The sequence below is a fragment of the Amphibiibacter pelophylacis genome, from assembly GCF_037688875.1.
Taxonomy (GTDB): Bacteria; Pseudomonadota; Gammaproteobacteria; order Burkholderiales; family Burkholderiaceae_C; genus Amphibiibacter; species Amphibiibacter pelophylacis.
The window spans coordinates 189,452-211,146 of the sequence record NZ_JAWDIE010000003.1; the positions used below are offsets into that span (position 1 = coordinate 189,452).

The following is a 21,695-nucleotide window of genomic DNA, read 5'->3' on the forward strand; positions in this document are numbered from 1 at the left end:
CACCTCGCCGATGGCCGCCCTCCCACTGGCCGACACCGCACTGGCCTGCCCGCACTGCCACCACCGCGTCGCGGCCCCGCCGCAGGGCTCGCAGGCCCGCACGCGCTGGCTGTGCCCGCGCTGCGGCGGCGCGCTGGGCCAGGCGCTGGACGCCAGCCAGCGCCTGGCGCTGGGCGTCTGGGCGGGCTGCACGCTGGTGCTGCTGGCACTGGCGCAAGGCCTGCCTTTTCTGAGCCTGACGGTGCTGGGCGAGACCAACACCGTCAGCGTCGCCGGGATGGCCGTCCACCTGCTGGAGGGCGATTACCCGGTGCTCGGGCTGATTTACGTGCTTTTTGTCGAGGCCCTGCCCCTGCTGCTGTCGGCGCTGGCGCTGGCCTGGCTGGCGCTGCTGCCGCGCACGAACACGACCAGCGCACCGTCCTGGCGCCAGACGGCGCTGGTGCTGGTGACGCACTGGCTGGTGCGCCTGCGGCCGTGGTGCATGAACGACATCTTCATCGTCAGCGTGCTGGTGGCGCTGGTGAAAGTCGTCAGCTACGGCCAGGTGGGCTTTGGCGGCGGCTTTGTGCTGGTGGCGCTGGCCGCCATGGCCACGCTGCCGCTGCAGCTGCGCATTGCGCCCGCCCGGCTGTGGCCGCTGGTGGCGCAGGTGCCCGAGCCCCCCAGCAGCGGACCCGGCAGCCCCGGCCCGGCCTTCGCCTGTCGCGACTGCCACGCCTGGCTGCCCGCAGGCAGCCGCCGCTGCCCGCGCTGTCACAGCCGCCCGCAGCGGCCGCGCGCGCCGCACGCCGCGCTGGCCCTGCTGCTGACCAGCGCCCTGCTTTATGTGCCCGCCAACGCGCTGACCATGATGTCGGCCACGCTGGCGGGCAACAGCAAGGACACCAACATCATGGAAGGCGTGGCCGTGCTGTGGGGCACGGGATCGGCGCCCATCGCCCTCATCGTGTTCGTGGCCAGCATCGTCATTCCCATCGCCAAAATGCTGGCGCTGCTGTGGCTGTGCGTGCAGCTGTGGCCCGAGCGCGTGCCGCGCGATGCGCAGCGCGCCCACCGCGTCCACCAGCTGCACCGCTGGGTGGAGTGGATCGGGCGCTGGTCCATGATGGATGTGTTTGTCGTCATCACCCTGTCCGCGCTGGTGGACCGGGGCGCGCTGATGGCCGTCTCGCCCGGATGGGGCAGCCTGTGGTTCGCCGCCGTGGTCTGGCTGACCATGTGGAGCGCCCTGCTGCTGCAGCCGCACAGCCTGTGGCAGCGCCTGCCCAAAACACCTGATCCTGCGGCCGCCCCGTCCGTCCGCCCCCCTTCTTCTGCTGCGAGTGCCCCGTCATGAGCGATTCCCGCCCGCCCGAGGCCCAGACCTCCGATCTGTCCAGCGCGCCCGACACGCCGGTCGCAGCGCCGCGCCGTCTGTCGTCGATCTGGCTGATTCCGCTGCTGACCCTGCTGGTCGGCGGCTGGTTCCTGTTCCAGCAGTACCGCCAGACCGGCCCGCTGCTGACCCTGACCGCCGAGAGCGCCGAAGGCCTGCAGGCCGGCAAAACCGTCATCCGCAACCGCGACGTGACGGTGGGCACGGTGGAATCGGTGCAGCTGAGTCCCGATCTGGATCAGGTCATCATCCAGGCGCGGCTGCAGCCCGGCATGGACAAGCTGCTGGGCGCCGACAGCGTGTTCTGGGTGGTCAAGCCGCAGATCGGGCGCGAGGGCATTTCGGGCCTGGGCACGCTGCTGTCGGGCGCCTACATTGGCGTGCAGCAGGGCCGATCCAGCAAGACCCAGACGCGCTTTGCGCTGCAGAGCACCCCACCGCGCGCCAGCGTGGACGCCCCCGGCCTGCGCCTGGATCTGACCAGCGCCACCGCCACCGGTCTGAACGCGGGCGATCCCGTGCTGTTCCGGGGCTTTCGCGTGGGCACCGTGGAAGCGCGCGAGTTCGACGCCCGCGCCAAACTGCTGCACTACCAGATCTTCGTGCAATCGCCCTACGAGCCGCTGGTGACGGCCAACACGCGCTTCTGGCTGGACAGCGGCGTGGCTTTTGACATGTCCTCGCAGGGCATGCGCCTGGAAATGGGATCGCTGCAGACGCTGGCCACCGGCGGTGTCAGCTTTGACGTGCCCACGGGCTGGGGCCCGGGCGCACCTGCCGCCTCGGGCGCGGCCTACGCGCTCTACCCCAACCGGGGCGCGACCGACAACGGCATGTACACCGACCAGCACGATTTCGTGCTCTTCTTCAACCAGACCATCCGCGGCCTGCAGGCCGGGGCGCCGGTCGAGTTCCGGGGCATACGCCTGGGCACCGTGGCGCAGGCACCGTTGTTTGTGCCGCCGCTGCAGGTCGGCCGCAGCACGGCCGCCAATTACCGCATCCCGGTACTGGTCCGCATCGAGCCCCAGCGCCTGCGCCAGACGCTGGAAGGCCAGCCCGCGCTCGACGTGCTGGACGCCCTGCGCAACGCCAGCCGCCTGGGCGTGCGCGCCTCGCTCAAGCCGGGCAACCTGCTCACGGGCAACGTTTACGTCGACATCGATTTCATGAACCGGCCCCAGCCCTGGACCGGGCCGACCACCTTCAACGGCCTGCCCGTGCTGCCCACGCAGTCCGGCGGACTGGTCGAGCTTCAGCAGAAGGCGACCGACCTGCTGGACAAGCTCAACGCCCTGCCCGTCGAGCCCGTGCTGCGCGAGCTGCAGTCCACGCTGGCCGACAGCCGCAAGACGCTGGATCAGGCCAGCGGCAGCCTGCGCTCGGCCACCGCGCTGATGGCCTCGGTCAACGAGATCAGCCGCAGCCCCGCCGTGCGCGAACTGCCCCAGGACGTGCGCAACACGCTGGGCGAACTCAACCGCACCCTGGCCACGCTGCAGCCCGGCGGCCAGACGCAAGTCCAGCTCACCGCCAGCCTGCAGCAGCTGGAACGCAGCCTGCGCCAGCTCCAGCCCCTGCTGTCCACGCTGGGCCAAAAGAGCAACGCCCTGATCCTGCCCCCACGCGCCACGCCCGACCCCGTACCGCTGGCTCCACCGGTCAGCTCTACCCCGCCCAGCAAGGACACGCCATGACCCCAGGCACGACTCGATTTCTCCCGACGCGCGGGCTGACTCTGGCCAGCCTGGCGGCCGCCACCGCGCTGCTGACCGCCTGCGCCAGCACGCCCAGCGCCGACAGCGGCCCGGTCAGCTACCGGCTGGATCTGTGCGCGGCACCCACCCCGGCCACCGCCGCAGGGACAGTCGCTGCGCAGGCGATGCAGACGGTGCAGATCCTGCCCGTGGCGCTGGACGGCGCGCTGGACCAGACCGGCGTGGCCGTGCAGACCAGCCCGGTCAGCCTGAGCATCGCCCAGCGCCACCTGTGGGCCAGCCCCTTGCCCGAGCAGCTCAGCCAGCGCCTGGCGCAAGGGCTGCAGCAGCGCCTGGACGCGCAAGGCCGCGCCGTGCGCGTCGTCGCCAGCAGCGCGCTGCTGCCCGCCAGCGGTCCCGCGCCCTGGCGCCTGGCGGTCGAGGTCAGCCACTTCGAAGGGCTCAACGCGGGTGATCAGGCCGGGTCGGCCCGTGTCTCTGGCCGCTGGACCCTGATGGACGCCAGCGGCGTGCGCGCCAGCCGCGCCTTCGACACCACCCAGCCGCTCGCCCAGGCCGGTTACCCGGCGCTGGTCCAGGCCCTGTCCTGCGCCTGGCAGCAGCAGGCCGCCGCTGTGGCGCAAACGGTGGCGCAGGCGGTAACGTCCCGGCCCTGATCCACCCTCAACAACGGGGAGCACCCTGATGCGCCTGCGCGAAAAACTCTGGTTCCGCCCCCTGGTCAGCGCGCTGCTGTCGGTGCTGGCCGCCTTTGCGGCGATGCTGGCCGATGGCTTTGCGGCTGAGCTGAATCTGCCGGAGATCAAGCCCGATTCGCTCGAATCGCTGCTGTCGGTGATCTCGGCCAGCATGCTGGGCATCGCGGTGTTTGCCGTCGGCGCCATGATTTCGGCCTACGCCTCGGCCACCACAGCGGCCACACCGCGATCCTTCCCGCTGGTTCTGCGCGACGATGTCTCGCAAAACGCGCTATCCGCCTTCATCGGGGCGTTTATTTTCAGCATCGTCGCCCAGGTTGCGCTGCAGAACGGCGTTTACGGCCGCCCCGGGCGATTCGTGCTGTTCGTAATCACCCTGGGCGTGTTCGCGCTGGTCATCCTGCGCTTTGTCGGCTGGGTGGACCGCATCGCGCGGCTGGGCCGCATGGGCAACACCGTGGATCGGGTGGAAACCGCTACCGCCCGCGCCTTGCAACGCCACGCCTTTGAACCCCTGCTGGGCGGCGTCCCCCTGGCGGCCCCTTTGAGCGGCCCCGCCGTGCCACCCCAGCGCGTCGGCTATGTGCAGGACGTGGACCTGGCCTGCCTGCAGAAAATCGCCCAGCGCCTGAACACCCGCATCCACGTCGCCGCGCGCCCCGGCCGCTTCGTGGCACCGGGCAGCGCGCTGGCGCAGGTGGATTGCGCCACGCTGACCGAGGACGACGCCCGCGCCATCCAGGCCGCATTTGCCATCGGCGGCGATCGCACCTTTGACGCCGACCCGCGCTTTGGCCTGATCGTGCTGTCCGAAATCTCCAGCCGCGCGCTCTCGCCCGCCGTCAACGACCCGGGCACCGCCATCGACATCCTCGGTACGCTGGTCCGCCTGTTCGCCGGCTGGGCTGAAGCCAGCGCCGCAACCCCGCCCGCCCCGCCGCGCTTTGACCGCATCGCCGTGCCCGACCTCGCGCTGGACGATCTGCTCACCGACGCCTTCGGCGGCACGCTGCGCGACGGCGCCGGCTGCGTGGAAGTCGCCATCCACCTGCAAAAGGCTCTGGCCGCCCTGACCCAGATGGGTCACCCGGCCTTGGCCCGCGCCGCCCGCGATCAGGCCGACTATGCGCTGAGTTATGCCGAAGCCAGCTTGAAAATGCCGCAGGAAATTGAGGCTGTGCGGGCGGCGGCGATGGCGGTGGGGAGGGTTTAGCCTGGTGGGGTGTAGGTGCGGATGGCGGGCGGGTGTGGAATAAGATGGATGGTGAGTGATGTCGAAGCTTGGCCAGAGGGTTGGGCCGATATCGCCGCCTACCTAAGAAAAATGAATGACTTACAAGCAGCTTTATTTTTTATCCACCAAGGTGAAATAGTTATGCCCCTAGGAGGGGGTATAAAGACAAGTTGAACGTTATTGGCACCATGCGCTACCTTCTCTACCTCTTATTCCTTTTATCCATGTCTGCTCATGCTGGTAATTTCTTCCCGCCCGAATACAAGTCCTTCCCGTTCAAGGAAGGCGACCTGCTCGTAAGCAAACGACAGGACGGGACCTTCTCTGTTAACAAGATCCTCAAGGTCGATCGCTTTGATATCAGAAAAGGCTCGGCGATCAACATTCAGGGCCAGAAGTTTGTAGCGACCGAGGATGACTTTCTGCTGGTCGTCAGCGCGGCATATGGGGAAAGCGAGTTCAAGTCCTACGAAGACGCCAGCGCCGCAGCAAAAGCAGGCCAGTGGAAGGTGAAGCTCGGGCACGCTCCGAATCGCACCCCGGGAGCGGCTGCGGGACAAACGCTTGTCGGGCACAGCCCAGTTCAGGAATCCGAGCTTGGCGGCTACCGTCAATGGAGACAAGCCTTTGAGCGTGGCGAAGCCGGCGTTTTCTGAAGTGATGCCGTTCAACCCTTCGCTATAGCGGACGGCTTCGCCGCCCGCTGAGCTTGCATGTTAGCCATCATGTCCGTGATTCTCGCCCGCGACTTCTGCCTTGCTGTATCCATGAGTGATTTTGTCACTTGGCTCAGTGACGATGACCATAATTTTGTCGAAAACGCCAGGTTTAAAGCCGCATTGAATGCTCTTGGCCTTACTGTAGATTTGCGGGCGTTGCAAGTGACCTATTTCGAACGAACGCCCGTTGGTACCGGTGATGTCGACGTGTATCAACCAAGCAAAAACAGTAAGAACGTTTTTGCGCTGAATTTGTACCGCGACCTAACAGACCAAATGGACATCGTTTCATTTGGCATTGGCTGCGATGAACACTGCCTTTCCGTCGTCAGAGAAAATCTGCGCGCTTTTTTCGATACTGCTTCATGCCAGATTCACTATGAACAGGCCAGCTACTCATATGATTTTCGCAGCATGATTGATACACAACGGTATCCTGTTCTCATTGAGGATTCCGGCTATCAACAGCTCGTTCATTACACTTATGGCTAGCCATTGCTTCGAGGGACCGCCTGCAAGCTGCACCTGCAGGTATCCTACGGGCTTCGCCCTCCGGGGGTCCCTCAAGCTTCCCCTTTTGAACAGAGACACGGATGGAAAACACGGAATTCCCATCATGGCGCTTTGACGCCGGTTGCCACACCCCGGTGCGGCCAGTTCGGGACGGGGAAGTCCCTTGTATTCGTTAGATGCCATCAGGAGAATATATGAATAAATTGCACTCCCTTAGATTGATCAAAGTAGATGACATGTTCAAACAATTATTTGCTCCATTTATAATTTTTATGGGTGGAATTTGCATTATTTTTTATTTTGGAAAGATATTCGAACTTCCAAATATATTAATCATGCTTTTTGCACTCATGCTCCACTTTTTAATAAATGCATTTTTTAAACCATATCAACCGTTATACATTCGAATTTACAAAGGAACTAGAGAGGGAGATGTTGAAGCCGTAATATCCTACAAGGAAATTAAAATAAAAGGCGTTGTTGTGGAGTCGTCATTTGAAAATAATTCTTTGCAAATTCGAACAGACGGGCATAAGAAATCGGGAAATATTTTAGTTCCAAGCTCTGAACTTGGCGCTGAATTGTCGAAATATATTTCAGAAGTGCCGAGAAATCTCGAAAATTTCGAACCTAATTCAATTTCTGAATATCTAAATGGAACTGACTTTAAATTGGAAAAAGTAAGTAATAATGAGGGCTATAGCATTATACAAATTTATAATGTTAGGCACTTTATGAGTCTAAAGTTTCTTCTTATCCTCACATCAACTATCTACTTTATTTGGCTTTTGAGTCGAATCTAACAAGTCGTTCCAGCCTCGCCACTTCGTGGCTGGATAGTTTGTAAGCCGCAGTTTTTTGGTTTTGCTTCGCAAAAATATTCCATAAACCACAACTTAAAAACTGCCTCTGAACTCAGCGTTACCTGCAGTCAATGGAGATCGAATGACCACCGTCCCAAGCTGGCTAATCTTCAACCTCGCTCTGGTCGCTATCGCTGTCATAGCTGCTACTTGGCTCGTATCCCGTAAGGAGAATGGGTTAGTTCGTACATCCACAATGCTCGCCACAATTGCGCTTGCCATCTTTTATGTGCCGATTTCTTGGCTGCCCTCTGGGTACGTTTCTGGCCTGTTTTTTGCACTATTACCAAAAGAAATCGCAACGCCCGCTGGCTTTTTCGGATTTGCAATAGCCTCTGCAATTCTGAGCGGAACATCCGCATGGCTTATATCGCATGTAATCAAGCGCGCTATCAAATGGCTATGTTGTCAGCGAACTGAGTGTGCAGCCTGACAATTCGTTCAAGCTGACGCCGCTTCGCTGCTCACCTTAATTCAGAAGTTAAGCCGCACAGTTCCAACCGCAGGAGAGAGTTCGTGAGCATAGTGCGAACAGCCAAAATCACTATCGACGCAGCGTACTTGGAAGAATTCAAGGCAGCGCTGAAAGAAGGGGTTGAAACCTCAGTCAGGCTTGAGCCTGGAGTAAAGACCTTGTACGCCACCTTGTCAAAGGCAGAGCCAACACAGTTCACGATTCTCGAAATCTATTCAGATCAAGAGGCCTACGAGGCCCACATCGCAACGCCCCACTTCCTCAAGTACAAGGCAACCACGCAACACATGGTCAAGTCGCTGGAACTTACGGACTGTGTCGCACTGGTTCCAGAAATGAAAATCAAGTGAACTTCATTTCTGGCCTTCAGTACCGAGGCTCAAAAGTTCTACCTCTCTAGCAAAACACGCCAACTGACTGATTTTTCACAGTTTTTCAAGCAACGCTTTCCGAGGGCACGAGCTGCATATCAATCGCTTTGGCCTTCTGGGCGAGGTTGTACAGTACGCCCTGACGGCACCACCCCTCAAATTACAATAATCGAATTCCCGTAAACTAGCCAACTCCAAAGACTAGGTTCACGGTAGCACCCAGAATTTATACCAAAAATATCAACCGACACCAATCATGAGCACCATCCCCAAATGCCCCAAATGCAGTTCAGAATACGGCTACAAAGACGGCAGTCTTTTTATTTGTCCTGAATGTTCTCACGAGTGGACAAGTGAAGCGACTGAAGGAAACTATGAAAAAGAAAATATTGTCCGCGATGCAAACGGCAACATACTGACTGATGGCGACACCGTCACTTTGATCAAAGACCTGAAAGTGAAAGGCTCGTCACTCGTCATAAAAGTTGGCACAAAAGCCAAAAATATTCGGATCATCGAGGGCGATCACGATATTGACTGCAAAATTGACGGCATTGGCGCCATGCAGCTCAAATCGGGCTTTGTTAAAAAAGCATAATGTCAGCAGCCCGATTTCAGTCATTGGGCTGATCGACCGGTATTCCCTGCTGCGTGGCGGCAGCGGGAATGCCTGAGGGCGATTGCCCTGCCCCGAAACCTCCCCCTTAAACCACCAGCCACTCCCGCCGCTGCTCCAGCGACTGGGCCAGATGATCGATCAGGGCGCGGACGCGCTGGGGGATGTGGCGCTGGCTGGGCAGGACGGCGTAGACGCCCAGCGGCGGCGCGCGGTGGCTGTCCAGCACGGCCTCCAGGCGGCCGCTGGCCAGATGCTCGTGCACCAGGAACTGTGGCTGCACCGTCACCCCCAGGCCCGCCAGCGCGGCCTGGACCAGCGCCGATCCGCTGCTGGCCTGCAGCACGGGCTGGACGTCGACCAGCAGCTCGTGCCCGCCTTCCGAGAAGCGCCAGGCGTTGCGCTGGCCCGAGGTGTAGAGCAGCCCGCGGTGCGTGCGCAGCGCCTGGGGATGATCCGGGCGCCCGGTCTGGTCCCAGTAGGCGGGGCTGGCGACCACGCGCAGGTCGATGCTGCCCAGACGGCGGACGATGTCCAGATCGTGCAGATCGCGCGTGATGCGCAGGGCCAGATCGGACTGCTCTTCGATCAGGTTGACGCGGCGGTCGTTGAAATCGAGGTCCAGCGTGATGCCGGGGTGCGCGCACTGGAAGGCGACCAGATCGGGCATCAGCACGTCCAGACCGAAGCTGTGCGGCAGGCTCAGGCGCAGCGGGCCGCGCAGCTCGTGCTGGGTGCAGGCCAGCTGGCTTTCGGCCTCGTCGATGCGCTGCAGGATGTCGCGGCAGGCCGCCAGATAGGATTCGCCCTCGCTGGTCAGCGCCAGGCGGCGCGTGCTGCGCGTCAGCAGCTGCACCTTCAGGTGCGCCTCCAGCTGCGACATCTGGCGGCTGACCCAGGACCTGGGCGCGTCGGCCTGCGCGGCCACCGCCGCAAAAGACTGCATCTCGGCGACCTTGACGAAGGTGCGCATGGCGACGATCAGGTCCACTCGCCCTCCCCCGCCCCGGCGGTCAAAGCCGCCAGCAGACCGCGCAGCGCATGGCGGCAGGCCTGCTGGCGGATGGCGTCGCGGTCGCCGTCAAATCGCAGCGTCTGGCTGCGCACTGCCCCGCCTGGCGCAGCCCATGCGAAGCAGACCTGACCAACCGGCTTGGCCGCCGTGCCACCGCCCGGCCCGGCCACGCCGCTGATGGCCAGCGCCCACAGGTCGTGCGGCGCGGCGCCCTCGGCCAGCGTGGCGCAGGCGCCCTGGGCCATGGCGTACACCACGGGCTCGCTGACGGCGCCGTGCTGCTCAATGAGCGCGGGCGGCACGCCCAGCAGGCGCGATTTGGCCGCGTTGCTGTAAGTGGCCAGACCGGCTTCCAGCCAGCGGCTCGAACCCGGCAGCGCCGTGCACCAGGCGCTGACCAGGCCGCCGGTGCAGCTCTCGGCCGTCACCAGGCGCTGGCCCCGCGTCAGCAGGGCGGCGGCCACAGCCTGCAGCAGGGCCACATCGTCCGCCTGCGGGCTCATGACGGCTGCCTGGCCGGCGCCACGCGCTGCTGCAGGTGGGCCAGCGCCTCCTGCACCTGATCGATCAGGATCAGCGCCAGATCGCCCGGCTGCAGGCGCGACAGCGCCGTGTCGATGGCGGCCATTTCGCCCACGTGTGTGCTGATCTGGCGGGTGCGCAGCGCGCCCGCCAGGCCTTCGCGCAGCAGGCCCACGACCTCGCCCTCGGCGCGGCCACGCTGGCAGGCGTCCTCGTAGATCATCACCTCGTCAAAAGCGGCGCCCAGCAGGCGGGTCTGCTCGCGCAGATCGTCGTCGCGGCGGTCGCCCGCCCCGCTGATCAGCACCAGGCGGCGCTGCGCGGGCAGGTTCTCCACCGCCTGGACCAGCGCGGCGATGGCGTCCGGGTTGTGGCCGTAATCGGCGATGACGGTGGCGCCCCGGTGGTCGAAGAAGTTGAAGCGGCCCGGCACGGCGGCGGCGTCGCTGGTGAAGGTGGCCAGGCCGCGCCCGATCTGCTCCCAGGGCAGATCCAGCGCCCAGGCCGACGCCAGTGCAGCCAGTGCGTTCTCCACCTGAAAACCGATGCGCCCGCCCCGCGTCAGCGGCACCTGCGCCAGCGGCCAGCGCCAGCGCTCGGTGCCTTCGCGGGCGACCAGATCGCCGTCTTCGACATAAACGCCGCGCCGCCCCTGCGCCAGGTGGGCGGCCAGCACGGGCTCGCGCGCGCTGGGCGCGAAGAAAATCACCGGCGACGGGCAATAGCCCGCCATCGCCGCCACGCCCGGATCGGCAGCGTTGAGCACCGCCCAGCCCGTGGGCTCGATGTTGAGCACGATGACGCGCTTGAGCACCGCCAGCTCGTCCACCGTGGTGATGTAGTTCAGGCCCAGGTGATCGCCCGCGCCCAGGTTGGTGACCACGCCGACACGGCAGCGGTCGAAGGCCAGGCCCTCGCGCAGCAGGCCACCGCGCGCGGTTTCGAACACCGCCACATCGACATCCGGGTGCGCCAGCACGTTGCGCGCGCTGCGCGGGCCGCTGCAGTCGCCCGAATCGGTCTGGCGGCCGTTGACGTAAACGCCGTCGGTGTTGGTCAGGCCCACGCGGTGGCCGCCCAGAGCGAACAGGTGGGCGATCAGGCGCGAGGTGGTCGTCTTGCCGTTGGTGCCGGTGACTGCGACGACAGGGATGCGGCCGTCCTGGCCGGTGCCAGCAGGGCCAAACATGTGGTCGATGACCGCATCACCCACCGGGCGCGGTGAGCCGTAAGAGGGGCTCAGGTGCATGCGCAGGCCAGGCGCGGCGTTGACTTCGACGATGCCGCCCGACTGCTCCTGCAGCGGGCGCTGGATGTCCTGGCAGACCACGTCCACGCCGCAGATGTCCACGCCCACCATGCGCGCCGCCGCCACCGCGCTGGCCGCCACCGCCGGGTGAACTTCGGCCGTGACATCGGTGGCCGTACCGCCGGTGGACAGGTTGGCGTTGCTGCGCAGCACCACACGCTGGCCGCGCAAGGGCACGCTGTCGGGCGTCAGGCCCAGGCCGTCCAGGTGGCGCAGGGCGATCTCGTCCAGCGGGATGCGCGTCAGCGAGGTGCCGTGGCCCTGGCCCCGGCGCGGATCCAGGTTGACCAGCTCGACCAGCTCGCGCACCGTGCGCTGGCCGTCGCCCGTGACCATGGGCGGCTCGCGCCGCGCCGCTGCGACCAGCCGGTCGCCCACCACCAGCAGGCGGAAATCGTGGCCCGGCAGATAGCGCTCCAGCAGGACCTCGCCGTAGCGGCTGGCGCTGGCCCAGGCGGCGTCAAACCCGGCCTGATCGCTGATATTGACGGTGACGCCCTTGCCCTGGTTGCCGTCGCGCGGCTTGAGCACCACCGGCAGCCCCAGGCGCTGCGCCGCCACCCAGCCCGACGCCGCATCGGCCACGGGCTCGCCCAGCGGCACGGGCACGCCAGCGGCCAGCAGCAGGGATTTGGTCAGCTCCTTGTCCTGCGCGATGGCTTCGGCGATGGCGCTGGTGGTGTCGGTTTCGGCGGCCTGGATGCGGCGCGCGCGGGCGCCCCAGCCCAGCTGGACCAGCGAGCCCTCGTTCATGCGCCGCACCGGAATGCCGCGCGCCAGCGCCGCCTGGACGATGGCGCCGGTGGAAGGCCCCAGGCGAACGTCCTCGTCCAGCTCGGCCAGTTCGGCCACGGCGGCGGCCACGTCAAAGGGCTGGTCGGCCAGCGCGCTGGCCAGCAGGCGGTGCGCCAGCTCCAGGGCGCGGCGGCCCACCGCCTCTTCGGTGTACTGCACGATCACCTGCGAGACGCCCACCTCGGCGGTCGGCGCTGTCCTGCTGAACGACACCGCGCAGCCGGCCTGCGCCTGCAGGCCCAGGGTGATTTTTTCCAGGACGCGCGCCAGGCTGGTGCGCTGCGGCCAGGCGTGAACCATCACCGGCACGTCGGGGAAGCTGGCGCGCACGCGCTGCAGGAATTCCTCCGTGGCGGCGCGGGCGTCATCCTCGGGGCTGACGGTGACGATGACCTGGATCGCGGTGTGGCGGCTCCAGAGATTGGGACCGCGCAGCGCGCGGATGCGGGAGAGTTCCATGACAGCTCAGGCAGAAAGAGGATGAGCGCTGTGCAGGCCGGTGCGCAGCAGCGGAGCGGGCAGGCCCAGGATCCAGGCCGCCCCGATGGCGGCCAGCAGGTCGGCCGGCGAAGCCGTGGCGGCCAGCTCCGGGCAGGGATCGTCCAGCACCTGCGAGTCGGCCCCCTGCACCAGGTGAACCGAAGGCGGCTGGCCCGCGTGGCCCGGGCGCCACCACAGGGCGCGTCCGCCCCCGCGCACATGGGCGTCCAGCGGCGAGCCCGGCACCGGCACGCGGGCCGAGAACAGCACCACCTCGCCGTCGCAGTGGCGGGCCAGATCCAGCACGCGCGCGTCGTCGGCATTGAGCAGCGCCGCGCCGTGCGGCAGCACCACGTCCACCCAGGTGCGCACAAGGCCGGGCAGCTGGTCGTCCTCGGTGATGTAGAGATCGTCCAGCCCCTGCAGCGCGGGCCAGGCCGCCACCACCGCCACCTGGCAGCGGTCGTAGGGCAGCCCCTGGGTGAGCAGACGGCGCAGCGGCGTGCTGAACAGCGCGGCCTCTGCGCCCGGGTGAATCAGCGCGCGCTGGGCCACGGCCCAGTCGGTGGCATCGACCGCCTCCTGCATCTGGCCGCCGACGCGCAAACCCTGCGCCGAGGCGTAGGCCGTGTGCCAGCCGCGCAGCTGCAGCAGCCAGGCCAGCAGGCGCCCGGCCAGATCGCTCAGGCCCGTGTCCAGCCAGCCGACCACGGGGATGCGTCCGGCGGGCGATTCGCTGCGCCCGGGCGGCCCAAAAAGCTGGCTGACGATGGCCGCGCCCACCGGACGCGGCTCGCCCTGCGCGGGGCGGATGTGCATCAGCAGGCCCGGGCCCGCATTGACTTCGACCAGCGCGCCGCCCACCTCCTGCAGCGGCCGGGTGATGTCGGGCGTGACCAGATCGACCCCGGCGATGTCCAGCCCGACCGCGCGCGCGGCCAGCGTGGCCATGGCGGCGACTTCGGGGTGGACGCGGTCGGTGACGTCGGTGTTCATGGTGCCGGTGCGCTGCAGCAGCACGGTGCGCCCGGCCTGCGGCACGCTGCCGGGCGTCAGGCCCTGGCGGCGCAGCTCCTGCGCGGCCACCGAATCGGGCCCCAGGCGCACGATGTCCAGCACAAAGCCTTCGGCCTCGCCCCGGCGCGGATCGCTGTTGATGTCGCGCTCGACCAGCGCCTCGACGCTCAAAACGCCGTCGCCGGTGACGGTAACGACCTCGCCCGCCGTCGCGGCCACGACCTGGCTGCCGACAACCAGCAGCCGGTGCTCGTGGCCGGGGATGCAGCGCTCGACCAGCACCTCGCTGTCCTCGCGGGCGGCGAACTCGAAGGCGGCCCGCACCTCGTCCTGCGTCGTCAGATCGAGCGACACGCCGCGCGCGTGGTTGCCCGACAGCGGCTTGATGGCCACCGGCAGGCCGATGTCCTGCGCGGCGGACCAGGCGGCTTCAGCGTCGGTCACCACCTCGCCTTCGGGCACGGGCACGCCGCAGCCGGACAGCAGCGCTTTGGTCAGATCCTTGTTGCGCGAAATGCCTTCGGCGATGGCGCTGGTGCCGTCGGTTTCGGCCGTCCAGATGCGGCGCTGGCGCGCGCCGTGGCCCAGCTGGACGAGGTTGCCGTCGTTGAGCCGGATGTGCGGAATGCCACGCCCGGTCGCCGCCTCGACGATGTGGGCGGTGCTGGGCCCCAGGCACCGGCGGTCGATCAGCTCGGCCAGCCCGGCCACCGTGGCGGCCACGTCATAGGGCTGATCCAGCATGGCCGCGGTGACCAGATCGCGAGCGGCGGTCAGGGCGGCGCTGCCCACCTGCTCGTCGCGCGTGCGGATGACCACCTTGTAGACGCCGCGTGGCCCGGCGCTGCGCGCCTTGCCAAAGCCCGTGGGCATGCCCGCGCGGGTCTGCAGCTCCAGCGCAACGTGCTCGATGATGTGCGCGGGCCAGGTGCCCTGGCGCAGGCGCTGCACGAAGCCGCCGCGCTCGCCCACGCTGCAGCGGTGCTCCATCAGGCCGGGCAGCCAGGCCAGCAGGCGGTCGACGTAGCCGGGCAGGCTGTCGGAGGGGCAGTCTTCCCAGTCGCCGATGTCAAGCACGGCCTCGATCACCGGACGGTAAGTCCAGATGTTCGGGCCCCGAAGCGGGGTCATGCGCAGAAAAACAGGGGGCGTTCGGTTCATGATGCAAAACGGCAGGGCGGCCGGGCCGCCGGGGTTCAAACGAGGCCAAGGGGCGAGTTGTACCACTGTTTCCCCCCAATAGGCATGTGCGGACGCGCGGCACCCCCTGCGCTGCGCGACAATGCAGGCCCTGCCCCGTTCACCCCCTTCAGGTATTGCTTTCATGGCCCCTGTTTCCTCCCCTGCAGAACCGGCTTTCGACCTGCCCGACGCGGTCCGGGCGGGCGAGGCCATCCTGTGCAGCCAGGCGCTGGATCTGGACGGCAGCCTGCGCTTCGTGCCCGGCCGGCTGGTGCTGACACCGACGCGGCTGCTGCATCAGGACGGGTCCAGCGGCGCCTGGCAGGCCTGGCCGCTGGGCGCCAGCCACCGCCTGATGCTGGCCGACCATGCCGGCGTGGGCCAGCTGGACCTGGTGGACGGCGAAACCCTGGTCGCCCGCTGGCGCTGCACCCTGGGCCACCAGAGCGGCCTGCAGCGCCTGGCCGACGCCCTGCACGCGCGTGGCAGCGCGGCGCTGACCGGGACTGAATCAGAAGCCAGCACCGATGCTGCAGAACCCGCCGACAGCGCCCCGGTGTCGGGCTGGGTGCTGCTGCGCCTGTGGCGCTTCGCCCGGCCTTATCAGGGCCAGCTGCTGCTGGGTTTTCTGCTGACGCTGGCCGCCACCGCCGCCACGCTGGTCCCGCCCTATCTGACCATCCCGCTGATGGACAAGGTGCTGATCCCCTACCAGAACGGCCACCGCATCGACAGCGGCTATGTCGCCCTGCTGCTGTCCGGCCTGCTGGCCTCGGCGCTGCTGGCCTGGGGCCTGGGCTGGGCCAAGACCTGGGTGCTGGCGCGGGTGTCCGAGCGCATCGGGGCCGATCTGCGCACCACCACCTACGACCACCTGCTGCGCCTGTCGCTGGAGTATTTTGGCGGGCGGCGCACCGGCGATCTCATGGCACGCATCGGCAGCGAGACCGACCGCATCAACGTCTTCCTGTCGCTGCACCTGCTGGATTTCGCCACCGACGTGCTGATGATCGCCATGACGGCGGTCATCCTGTTCAGCATTCACCCCTCGCTGGCGCTGGCCACGCTGGTGCCCCTGCCCTTCATCGGCTGGATGATCCACCTGGTGCGCGACCGCCTGCGCACGGGCTTCGAGAAAATCGACCGCGTCTGGTCCGAAGTGACCAATGTACTGGCCGACACCATCCCGGGCATCCGCGTGGTCAAGGCCTTCGCGCAGGAGGGCCGCGAATCGGGCCGCTTCCACACCGCCAACCACCACAACCTGCAGGTCAACGACCGCCTGAACCGGCTGTGGTCGCTGTTCTCGCCCACCGTCACGCTGCTGACCGAAATCGGCCTGCTGGTGGTCTGGGGCTTTGGCATCTGGCTGGTCAGCGCCAGCCACATCACGGTGGGCGTGCTGACCGCCTTCCTGGCCTACATCGGGCGCTTTTACACGCGCCTGGATTCCATGAGCCGCATCGTCTCGGTGACGCAGAAGGCCGCCTCGGGCGCACGGCGCATCTTCGACATCCTGGACCACGTCTCCAGCGTGCCCGAACCCGCGCAGCCGCGCGAACTCGGCACCGTGCACGGCCACATCCGCGTCGCGGGCGTGGGCTTTCGCTACGGCAACCGCCGCGTGATCCACGACCTGGATCTGGACATCCGCCCGGGCGAAATGATCGGCCTGGTCGGCCACAGCGGATCGGGCAAGAGCACGCTGGTCAACCTGATCTGCCGCTTTTACGACGTCAGCGAGGGCCGCATCGAGCTGGACGGCCAGGACATCCGCCAGCTGCGCGTCGCCGACTACCGCCGCCAGATTGGCCTGGTGCTGCAGGAACCCTTCCTGTTTTTTGGCACCATCGCCGAGAACATCGCCTACGGCCGCCCGGACGCCACACGCTCTGAAATCGTGGCCGCCGCGCGCGCCGCGCACGCGCACGAGTTCATCCTGCGCCTGCCCCAGGGCTACGACAGCCTGGTCGGCGAGCGCGGCCAGGGCCTGTCGGGCGGCGAGCGCCAGCGCATCAGCATCGCGCGCGCGCTGCTGATCGATCCGAAGATCCTCATCCTGGACGAAGCCACCTCCAGCGTGGACACCGAGACCGAAAAAGAGATCCAGAACGCGCTGGACAACCTGGTGCGCGGCCGCACCACCATCGCCATCGCCCACCGCCTGTCCACCCTGCGCAAGGCCGACCGCCTGGTGGTGATGGACAAGGGCGAGCTGGTCGAAGAAGGGTCGCACGACGGGCTGCTCGCCCTCCAGGGCGCGTACTGGCGCCTGTACGAGGCGCAGGCCCGCCAGGCCAAAGACGATTACCGCATGGCCACCGGCGACATCACCCCCGGAGAGACCGCATGACCGCCACCGCCCTGCCCGCCGCGTTCAGCCTGGTCCAGGACGCCCAGGGGCGCTGGGTCTACACCGGACCCGACGGCATCGCGCACGCGGGCGTCAGCGCCGTGCGCGCTTTTCCGGTCTCCGGCCGCGACCAGGGCTTTGCGCTGGTCAGCGCCCAAGGCCGCGAGCTGCTCTGGATCGACCGCCTGGACGACCTGCCCGCCGCCGCCCGCGACGCCGTGCAGCAGGCGCTGCAGTCGCGCGAGTTCATGCCCGTCATCCTGCGCCTGACCGGCATCAGCCGTGCCAGCGCTCCCTGCGTCTGGCAGATCGAGACCGACCGCGGCCCGGCGCAGCTGGATCTCAAGGGCGAAGAAGACATCCGCCGCATCAGCGCCGACGTGCTGCTGGTCAGCGACCGCCACGGCGTCCAGTTCCTGATCCGCCACCCCGCCCGCATGGACCGCTACAGCCGAAGGCTGCTGGACCGGTTTTTGTGATGCCTGGCTTCGCCACTGGATATATGCACAGCAGCGAACGGGTCAGCATATGAACAAGAAACCACTGGCCGCAAGAGTTTTTTCAAAATTAAACACTTATCCAACCAGTATTGTCGGCTTACTTTGGCCACCCATCGTTGCTCTGATGGCAGGAGCATCTTATTGCGGCATGATGGGCTTATGCACATTATTAGCAGGTTCAGAGCTTAAAGACGGCACTGCTTCATGGAGCGCTCTACTATTCGGATTTTTGGGAATCCTTCTGGTGCCTGAACATCTTCAGCAAAGTCTTGGAACAACCCCGTTTCTTTTGCTGATCTTTTTTTGTCATGGGGCAGCTCTTGGGCTCATCGTTGGCATACTTTTCTATTTTTATATTCTATCCAAGGTGCCAGACCACGATTGGCAGTGCCGGTCATGCCAGAAAATAAATCTCGCGAGGCGTGGCTGGTGCCGATTCTGCTATTGCTCTGCATACCCAACAGACAAGCAGATTGAATTCTGTCGGAAACAGTCATGCAGCAAGCAGACTGAAAACCCTGCGCCGTTACATCGATCTGAGAGTGAAGCGCCACCGGGCACCAACACCGGATGACCCGTCATCTTCCAGCCTAAGTCTCAAGCGCTGGACAGAACTACCACGGTTGTACCCGGTCCATCACAAAGACGTCGGCGACAACGGCGAGAAATAATCCGCAACGGTTTTTGAAAAAACAAGCAGTCCCGCCATTGTCAAATAAACAACTGACACAACAGCGAGAACAATCATTTTCTCAGATCCAACTTGACCCGCAATCATCATCGAAGCAGAAAACATCACAGCAAGCACAAGGAAAACCACAGTGCACCATCGCGCCCAGCTTCTCCCTTTGAACAGAAACCAGCATAGAACACCGTTAATACAAAGCCTGCCAAGATCCTTAGGCTGAGGCGACGGGAACCAGCTCAGCACCGAGAGGACGAGAAAAACAACAATAATTGAAAAAATAATTTTTCGTGCTGCGGTGTGGTTCATAACTTGACTTGGTATTAAAAATAAACTGAAATTTTCGAGGCTCAGGCACAAAGATCACCGGCGGAACGTTCACGAACGGAAAAACCAAGTGAAAATCGAAACATTTCCGCCTTTTCGCGCAGGCCCTGCAGAATGATGGATTAGGTGATTTCTTTTCATCGACAACCTGAAAAATATGCATCTCTGAGAGCACTGTCGTAGGATTGTCCTACCAGTGCTTTTGGCCAGATTATTTCTTCGGAGCTTTTTTATTTTCCTGAAATACAACGACTATTTATACTTCAATGCTGACAGCCATTCCCTTTTGAAAGGAACTGGCGCGCGTCAGCGCGTCCGACAGAGGCCCGAAGGGCCGGAGTGTAGTTGACCGCATTGTTAGCGGTTTTCTGTAAGTGTGATTGATTTCCCATCACCAAATCCATCGTGAATCCAAACTTCAACTTTTATGGGATACGACCAACCGCTCGCTTTCCACCAACATTCAGCAAACCAAGATTTAACAGTATTTGCAACAATTGCGAGACCTCCAAACGATTCGTCTGTGAAGTATCTCTCATCGAAATCGTTTGCCCCCTCTATTTGGAGTGCAAGATCCAACGCCCGCCCAGGAAAGATTGATTGGTCTTTATGATCTATTTTTTTGTTTTTACCATCGAAATAAATCCAGGCATTCGGCGTGCTTAGCCCGTCATCTTCGAAAAATATTTGTACCTCTGCGGATGTAACGCTGGCAGGCACAGGGGTCTTTAGTACTTCCCTGAGTTGGCTAATGAATTTAATAGACGCAAGTTCAAGAAACTTGCGGTAGCGAGAAATGAATTGTTCTTGTGTAAGGCCAAAAGAAATCATGCTGCTTTAACTGCTAACGTTTGAGCTAACCGGACCGTTGCGGCGTGTGGCTAAAGGCCCAGAATGAAATGGCGGGCCTTTAGCCGCATGCCGCATGCCGCAATGGGTCCGATTGAGCGAATGGTTAGGCCGCACTGTGCGCTAGCGAGTCAGGTTGTGATTGACAGCGAAGAGCTTGCCCTTATCCGTCAAATACAAGTCGCCCGCCCCGTCCAAAGTCACCAAGCCTTGCGCCTTTGCTTGCTTGATCGCCATGTCTAGCAAAATCCTTGACATGTCGACACCCTTAACGACATCTTTGTACAAGACGAATTCGTAGGCGTGGGATTCAAAGTCTGAAACTACAAATCGCATTAAGTCCAGAACCGCATCCGCGGAGCGCTCTACTGGCGTTTCCGAAACTGGCTTAAACGGTGTGTTGCCGATCGGTGGCTTTTGAAAAAGTGGCGCATTGACAAGGCAGCGAACTAGCTCGTCAAATGAGAATTCCGCCTGATCCTCGCGAGAAAAATCAATGTAGAGTTTGGTTTTCAGGAATGTAGGAACATTTCGGGTCCCGGGCTGACGGATGATTGGTATGACCTTGTTTGAATCGATCGATTGCATCATGTTGGATGTGACGATCATCTTCTCGTAACCGACACCGCCAGTGCCCGAATTGGCCTTTGCAACATACTCATCTGTACAAATCATCAGCACCTTGTCCGCCGACGCAAGATTTCGCTCCACGAAATGTGGAATATCGTCGCCGGGCCTGAGATCCCATTGATCGAGAATTGCATCGATTCCACAGTTGCGGAGTCGGATCGCAAACTCTAGCACCCACTTCTTATGGGTTTGCGAATCATGGGAGTAGGAAACAAATGCTCGTGGTGTGGTCATGTTCTCGATGGCGCTTGAAAGTGGTTGTGCGGCCTAACGTAAAGCTCACCTGTAAACCAATTTAGACGCGCCGCAGGCGCGGCCAAATTGGTTTGTCAGGTGCAACGGCCTGTTAGCCTCGGAGCCAACTCTTTAATTAGCAAGTGACTTATAAAAATTCCTATAGTTCGGGGGAATGTTATCTATGGTGTGTCCCCATTTGTTGAGGTGCTAGCGAGATTTATGTATTCTGCAATAGCATCAGTTACTACTTTAATAGAAACAAATTTAATAATTTTTGCATTACCGGTTGAGAAAACTCCGACAGGAATCGATTCAATACCGGTACGATTTATGTTTGGTATAAACTCAATTATAGGTGACCCACTAAATCCATCCATGCCGCCATTAGAACTTTTCCAATTTATATTGTCTATTGTATAATTTAGTTTATCGTCACTCGCTGAGCTCAAGCAACCAACAATCCCCCGAGGCTGAATGGTGCTTTGCCTGGTATCGTAGTTTATTTGCTTTTCTTCTGTTCCAGGGCATCCAACTGCCCTTAATTTTCCTTTGATACTCAATACATAATCTAAAATATTATCAACATCTTCTTGGTGCAGCAACCGTAAACATCTATCTTTTAATAAATCAAATTGGTTCTCAAAAGAAATATCAACGACATATATTATTATGTCATCGAAGTCGGCATCATTATTTGTTTTGGCTAATAAATAATGAGAAAAAATTATCTTTTTATTGCATTCGCTGTTTTGTTGAAGTGGTACTCCTACAATTCCTTTGGGACTATTGTCATGATTTAGAGTGCAATGCTTTGCTGTAATAAAATAAATAGAATTGTAAGGATTGAATTTAACAAAAAATCCTGTTCCAGAAAAAAATGGAAACTCAGGAAATTCTTCATTTTTGATTAAAATTGGGGCGATACTTTGGAATGGCATAAGATGAGCGAAGTTCATATAATAAATATTATAGAGGTTGACTGTGGGGGATGAGTAATTTTAGGGTGATTTGCAGTAAATATGTTTCGATCTAATGGGCTAATTCTGTGCGCTGATAATATTTTATATTGGCTAACTTGTTTTTATACACCCTCCCGGGTGTATAACTCAAAAAAATTTGGTGGACAACATCGCATCACAGTCGTAACTCATTGTTTTCACTGATCAAGCGAAAAATAGCACACCACCTGACCTATCCAAACGCCCCAAG

At 62.4% G+C, this 21,695-nt stretch carries 21 protein-coding genes; 13 read left to right on the forward strand and 8 right to left on the reverse strand.

The features are described 5' to 3' along the window. The first annotated feature begins 10 nt into the window (after nucleotides 1-10). The 10 genes from RV045_RS03060 (at nucleotide 11) to RV045_RS03105 (ending at nucleotide 8,567) form a co-directional block, all read left to right on the forward strand. On the forward strand, nucleotides 11-1,339 hold the full coding sequence (locus tag RV045_RS03060; protein WP_423234288.1) for a paraquat-inducible protein A: 1,329 nt from the start codon (nucleotides 11-13) through the stop codon (nucleotides 1,337-1,339). Beyond that, the gene (gene pqiB, locus RV045_RS03065) at nucleotides 1,336-3,075 is read left to right on the forward strand and encodes an intermembrane transport protein PqiB (RefSeq protein WP_423234289.1); all 1,740 of its coding nucleotides are present in this window, start codon (nucleotides 1,336-1,338) and stop codon (nucleotides 3,073-3,075) included. The genes RV045_RS03060 and pqiB overlap by 4 nt, the downstream gene beginning before the upstream one ends. Next, on the forward strand, nucleotides 3,072-3,752 hold the full coding sequence (locus RV045_RS03070) for a PqiC family protein (protein WP_423234290.1): 681 nt from the start codon (nucleotides 3,072-3,074) through the stop codon (nucleotides 3,750-3,752). Before pqiB ends, RV045_RS03070 begins: the two co-directional genes overlap by 4 nt. A 28-nt stretch (nucleotides 3,753-3,780) precedes the next feature. Continuing rightward, nucleotides 3,781-5,007, forward strand: coding sequence for a DUF2254 domain-containing protein (locus RV045_RS03075; RefSeq protein WP_423234291.1), 1,227 nt, complete (start codon nucleotides 3,781-3,783; stop codon nucleotides 5,005-5,007). 209 nt (nucleotides 5,008-5,216) lie between these two features. Further along, nucleotides 5,217-5,684, forward strand: a complete 468-nt coding sequence (locus RV045_RS03080; protein ID WP_423234292.1) for a hypothetical protein — start codon at nucleotides 5,217-5,219, stop codon at nucleotides 5,682-5,684. A 57-nt stretch (nucleotides 5,685-5,741) separates the two neighbouring features. Further along, a complete protein-coding gene (locus RV045_RS03085) occupies nucleotides 5,742-6,239 on the forward strand; it encodes a hypothetical protein (RefSeq protein ID WP_423234293.1) in 498 nt (165 codons plus the stop codon). Nucleotides 6,240-6,454: 215 nt separating this feature from the next. Next, nucleotides 6,455-7,063 (forward strand): hypothetical protein, encoded by a 609-nt coding sequence (locus tag RV045_RS03090; protein WP_423234294.1) that lies wholly within the window; start codon nucleotides 6,455-6,457, stop codon nucleotides 7,061-7,063. Between the two features lie 142 nt (nucleotides 7,064-7,205). Further along, nucleotides 7,206-7,556: a hypothetical protein gene (locus RV045_RS03095; RefSeq protein ID WP_423234295.1), complete on the forward strand. Its 351-nt coding sequence runs from the start codon at nucleotides 7,206-7,208 to the stop codon at nucleotides 7,554-7,556. Nucleotides 7,557-7,639: 83 nt separating this feature from the next. Next, nucleotides 7,640-7,948, forward strand: a complete 309-nt coding sequence (locus tag RV045_RS03100; RefSeq protein ID WP_423234296.1) for a putative quinol monooxygenase — start codon at nucleotides 7,640-7,642, stop codon at nucleotides 7,946-7,948. Nucleotides 7,949-8,225: 277 nt separating this feature from the next. Beyond that, nucleotides 8,226-8,567, forward strand: coding sequence for a zinc ribbon domain-containing protein YjdM (locus tag RV045_RS03105; RefSeq protein ID WP_423234297.1), 342 nt, complete (start codon nucleotides 8,226-8,228; stop codon nucleotides 8,565-8,567). A 106-nt stretch (nucleotides 8,568-8,673) separates the two neighbouring features. On the opposite strand, the gene RV045_RS03110 is transcribed toward RV045_RS03105, so the two are convergent. Genes RV045_RS03110 through RV045_RS03125 form a run of 4 tightly spaced genes read right to left on the reverse strand, consistent with a single transcriptional unit; the run spans nucleotide 8,674 to nucleotide 14,854 of the window. After that, nucleotides 8,674-9,576, reverse strand: coding sequence for a LysR family transcriptional regulator (locus RV045_RS03110; protein ID WP_423234298.1), 903 nt, complete (start codon nucleotides 9,574-9,576; stop codon nucleotides 8,674-8,676). Continuing rightward, nucleotides 9,567-10,103 carry a CinA family protein gene (locus RV045_RS03115; protein WP_423234299.1) on the reverse strand — a complete coding sequence of 179 codons (537 nt, stop codon included), beginning with the start codon at nucleotides 10,101-10,103 and terminating at the stop codon, nucleotides 9,567-9,569. Before RV045_RS03115 ends, RV045_RS03110 begins: the two co-directional genes overlap by 10 nt. Beyond that, nucleotides 10,100-12,685: a cyanophycin synthetase gene (cphA, locus tag RV045_RS03120; protein WP_423234300.1), complete on the reverse strand. Its 2,586-nt coding sequence runs from the start codon at nucleotides 12,683-12,685 to the stop codon at nucleotides 10,100-10,102. Before cphA ends, RV045_RS03115 begins: the two co-directional genes overlap by 4 nt. Nucleotides 12,686-12,691: 6 nt before the next feature. Next, nucleotides 12,692-14,854, reverse strand: a complete 2,163-nt coding sequence (locus tag RV045_RS03125; RefSeq protein ID WP_423234301.1) for a cyanophycin synthetase family protein — start codon at nucleotides 14,852-14,854, stop codon at nucleotides 12,692-12,694. Between the two features lie 193 nt (nucleotides 14,855-15,047). On the opposite strand from RV045_RS03125, the gene RV045_RS03130 reads away from it, so the two are divergent. From RV045_RS03130 to RV045_RS03140, 3 genes are read left to right on the forward strand one after another with little or no spacing between them, the layout of a single operon-like run. Next, nucleotides 15,048-17,258 (forward strand): cyanophycin metabolism-associated ABC transporter, encoded by a 2,211-nt coding sequence (locus RV045_RS03130; protein WP_423234302.1) that lies wholly within the window; start codon nucleotides 15,048-15,050, stop codon nucleotides 17,256-17,258. Beyond that, nucleotides 17,255-17,737: a cyanophycin metabolism-associated DUF1854 family protein gene (locus RV045_RS03135; protein WP_423234303.1), complete on the forward strand. Its 483-nt coding sequence runs from the start codon at nucleotides 17,255-17,257 to the stop codon at nucleotides 17,735-17,737. Before RV045_RS03130 ends, RV045_RS03135 begins: the two co-directional genes overlap by 4 nt. Before the next feature lie 49 nt (nucleotides 17,738-17,786). Beyond that, entirely contained in the window at nucleotides 17,787-18,332 is a 546-nt protein-coding gene (locus RV045_RS03140) for a hypothetical protein (RefSeq protein WP_423234304.1), read from the forward strand. 63 nt (nucleotides 18,333-18,395) lie between these two features. Here RV045_RS03140 and RV045_RS03145 read toward each other — a convergent pair whose 3' ends face one another. The 4 genes from RV045_RS03145 to RV045_RS03160 all read right to left on the reverse strand — a co-directional run bounded on the left by RV045_RS03145 (nucleotide 18,396) and on the right by RV045_RS03160 (nucleotide 21,442). After that, nucleotides 18,396-18,752 (reverse strand): hypothetical protein, encoded by a 357-nt coding sequence (locus RV045_RS03145; RefSeq protein ID WP_423234305.1) that lies wholly within the window; start codon nucleotides 18,750-18,752, stop codon nucleotides 18,396-18,398. 375 nt (nucleotides 18,753-19,127) lie between these two features. Next, nucleotides 19,128-19,601 (reverse strand): hypothetical protein, encoded by a 474-nt coding sequence (locus RV045_RS03150; protein WP_423234306.1) that lies wholly within the window; start codon nucleotides 19,599-19,601, stop codon nucleotides 19,128-19,130. Nucleotides 19,602-19,742: 141 nt separating this feature from the next. Next, a complete protein-coding gene (locus RV045_RS03155) occupies nucleotides 19,743-20,483 on the reverse strand; it encodes a toll/interleukin-1 receptor domain-containing protein (RefSeq protein ID WP_423234307.1) in 741 nt (246 codons plus the stop codon). Nucleotides 20,484-20,665: 182 nt separating this feature from the next. Then, entirely contained in the window at nucleotides 20,666-21,442 is a 777-nt protein-coding gene (locus tag RV045_RS03160; RefSeq protein ID WP_423234308.1) for a hypothetical protein, read from the reverse strand. Nucleotides 21,443-21,695: the final 253 nt, after the last annotated feature.

Bases quoted from the DNA above. Each gene is read 5' to 3' on its own strand.
- RV045_RS03060 (WP_423234288.1), top strand. From the start codon at position 11: ATGGCCGCCCTCCCACTGGCCGACACCGCACTGGCCTGCCCGCACTGC.
- pqiB (WP_423234289.1), top strand. From the start codon at position 1,336: ATGAGCGATTCCCGCCCGCCCGAGGCCCAGACCTCCGATCTGTCCAGC.
- RV045_RS03070 (WP_423234290.1), top strand. From the start codon at position 3,072: ATGACCCCAGGCACGACTCGATTTCTCCCGACGCGCGGGCTGACTCTG.
- RV045_RS03075 (WP_423234291.1), top strand. From the start codon at position 3,781: ATGCGCCTGCGCGAAAAACTCTGGTTCCGCCCCCTGGTCAGCGCGCTG.
- RV045_RS03080 (WP_423234292.1), top strand. From the start codon at position 5,217: ATGCGCTACCTTCTCTACCTCTTATTCCTTTTATCCATGTCTGCTCAT.
- RV045_RS03085 (WP_423234293.1), top strand. From the start codon at position 5,742: ATGTTAGCCATCATGTCCGTGATTCTCGCCCGCGACTTCTGCCTTGCT.
- RV045_RS03090 (WP_423234294.1), top strand. From the start codon at position 6,455: ATGAATAAATTGCACTCCCTTAGATTGATCAAAGTAGATGACATGTTC.
- RV045_RS03095 (WP_423234295.1), top strand. From the start codon at position 7,206: ATGACCACCGTCCCAAGCTGGCTAATCTTCAACCTCGCTCTGGTCGCT.
- RV045_RS03105 (WP_423234297.1), top strand. From the start codon at position 8,226: ATGAGCACCATCCCCAAATGCCCCAAATGCAGTTCAGAATACGGCTAC.
- RV045_RS03115 (WP_423234299.1), bottom strand. From the start codon at position 10,103: ATGAGCCCGCAGGCGGACGATGTGGCCCTGCTGCAGGCTGTGGCCGCC.
- cphA (WP_423234300.1), bottom strand. From the start codon at position 12,685: ATGGAACTCTCCCGCATCCGCGCGCTGCGCGGTCCCAATCTCTGGAGC.
- RV045_RS03125 (WP_423234301.1), bottom strand. From the start codon at position 14,854: ATGACCCCGCTTCGGGGCCCGAACATCTGGACTTACCGTCCGGTGATC.
- RV045_RS03130 (WP_423234302.1), top strand. From the start codon at position 15,048: ATGGCCCCTGTTTCCTCCCCTGCAGAACCGGCTTTCGACCTGCCCGAC.
- RV045_RS03135 (WP_423234303.1), top strand. From the start codon at position 17,255: ATGACCGCCACCGCCCTGCCCGCCGCGTTCAGCCTGGTCCAGGACGCC.
- RV045_RS03140 (WP_423234304.1), top strand. From the start codon at position 17,787: ATGAACAAGAAACCACTGGCCGCAAGAGTTTTTTCAAAATTAAACACT.
- RV045_RS03145 (WP_423234305.1), bottom strand. From the start codon at position 18,752: ATGAACCACACCGCAGCACGAAAAATTATTTTTTCAATTATTGTTGTT.
- RV045_RS03150 (WP_423234306.1), bottom strand. From the start codon at position 19,601: ATGATTTCTTTTGGCCTTACACAAGAACAATTCATTTCTCGCTACCGC.
- RV045_RS03155 (WP_423234307.1), bottom strand. From the start codon at position 20,483: ATGACCACACCACGAGCATTTGTTTCCTACTCCCATGATTCGCAAACC.
- RV045_RS03160 (WP_423234308.1), bottom strand. From the start codon at position 21,442: ATGAACTTCGCTCATCTTATGCCATTCCAAAGTATCGCCCCAATTTTA.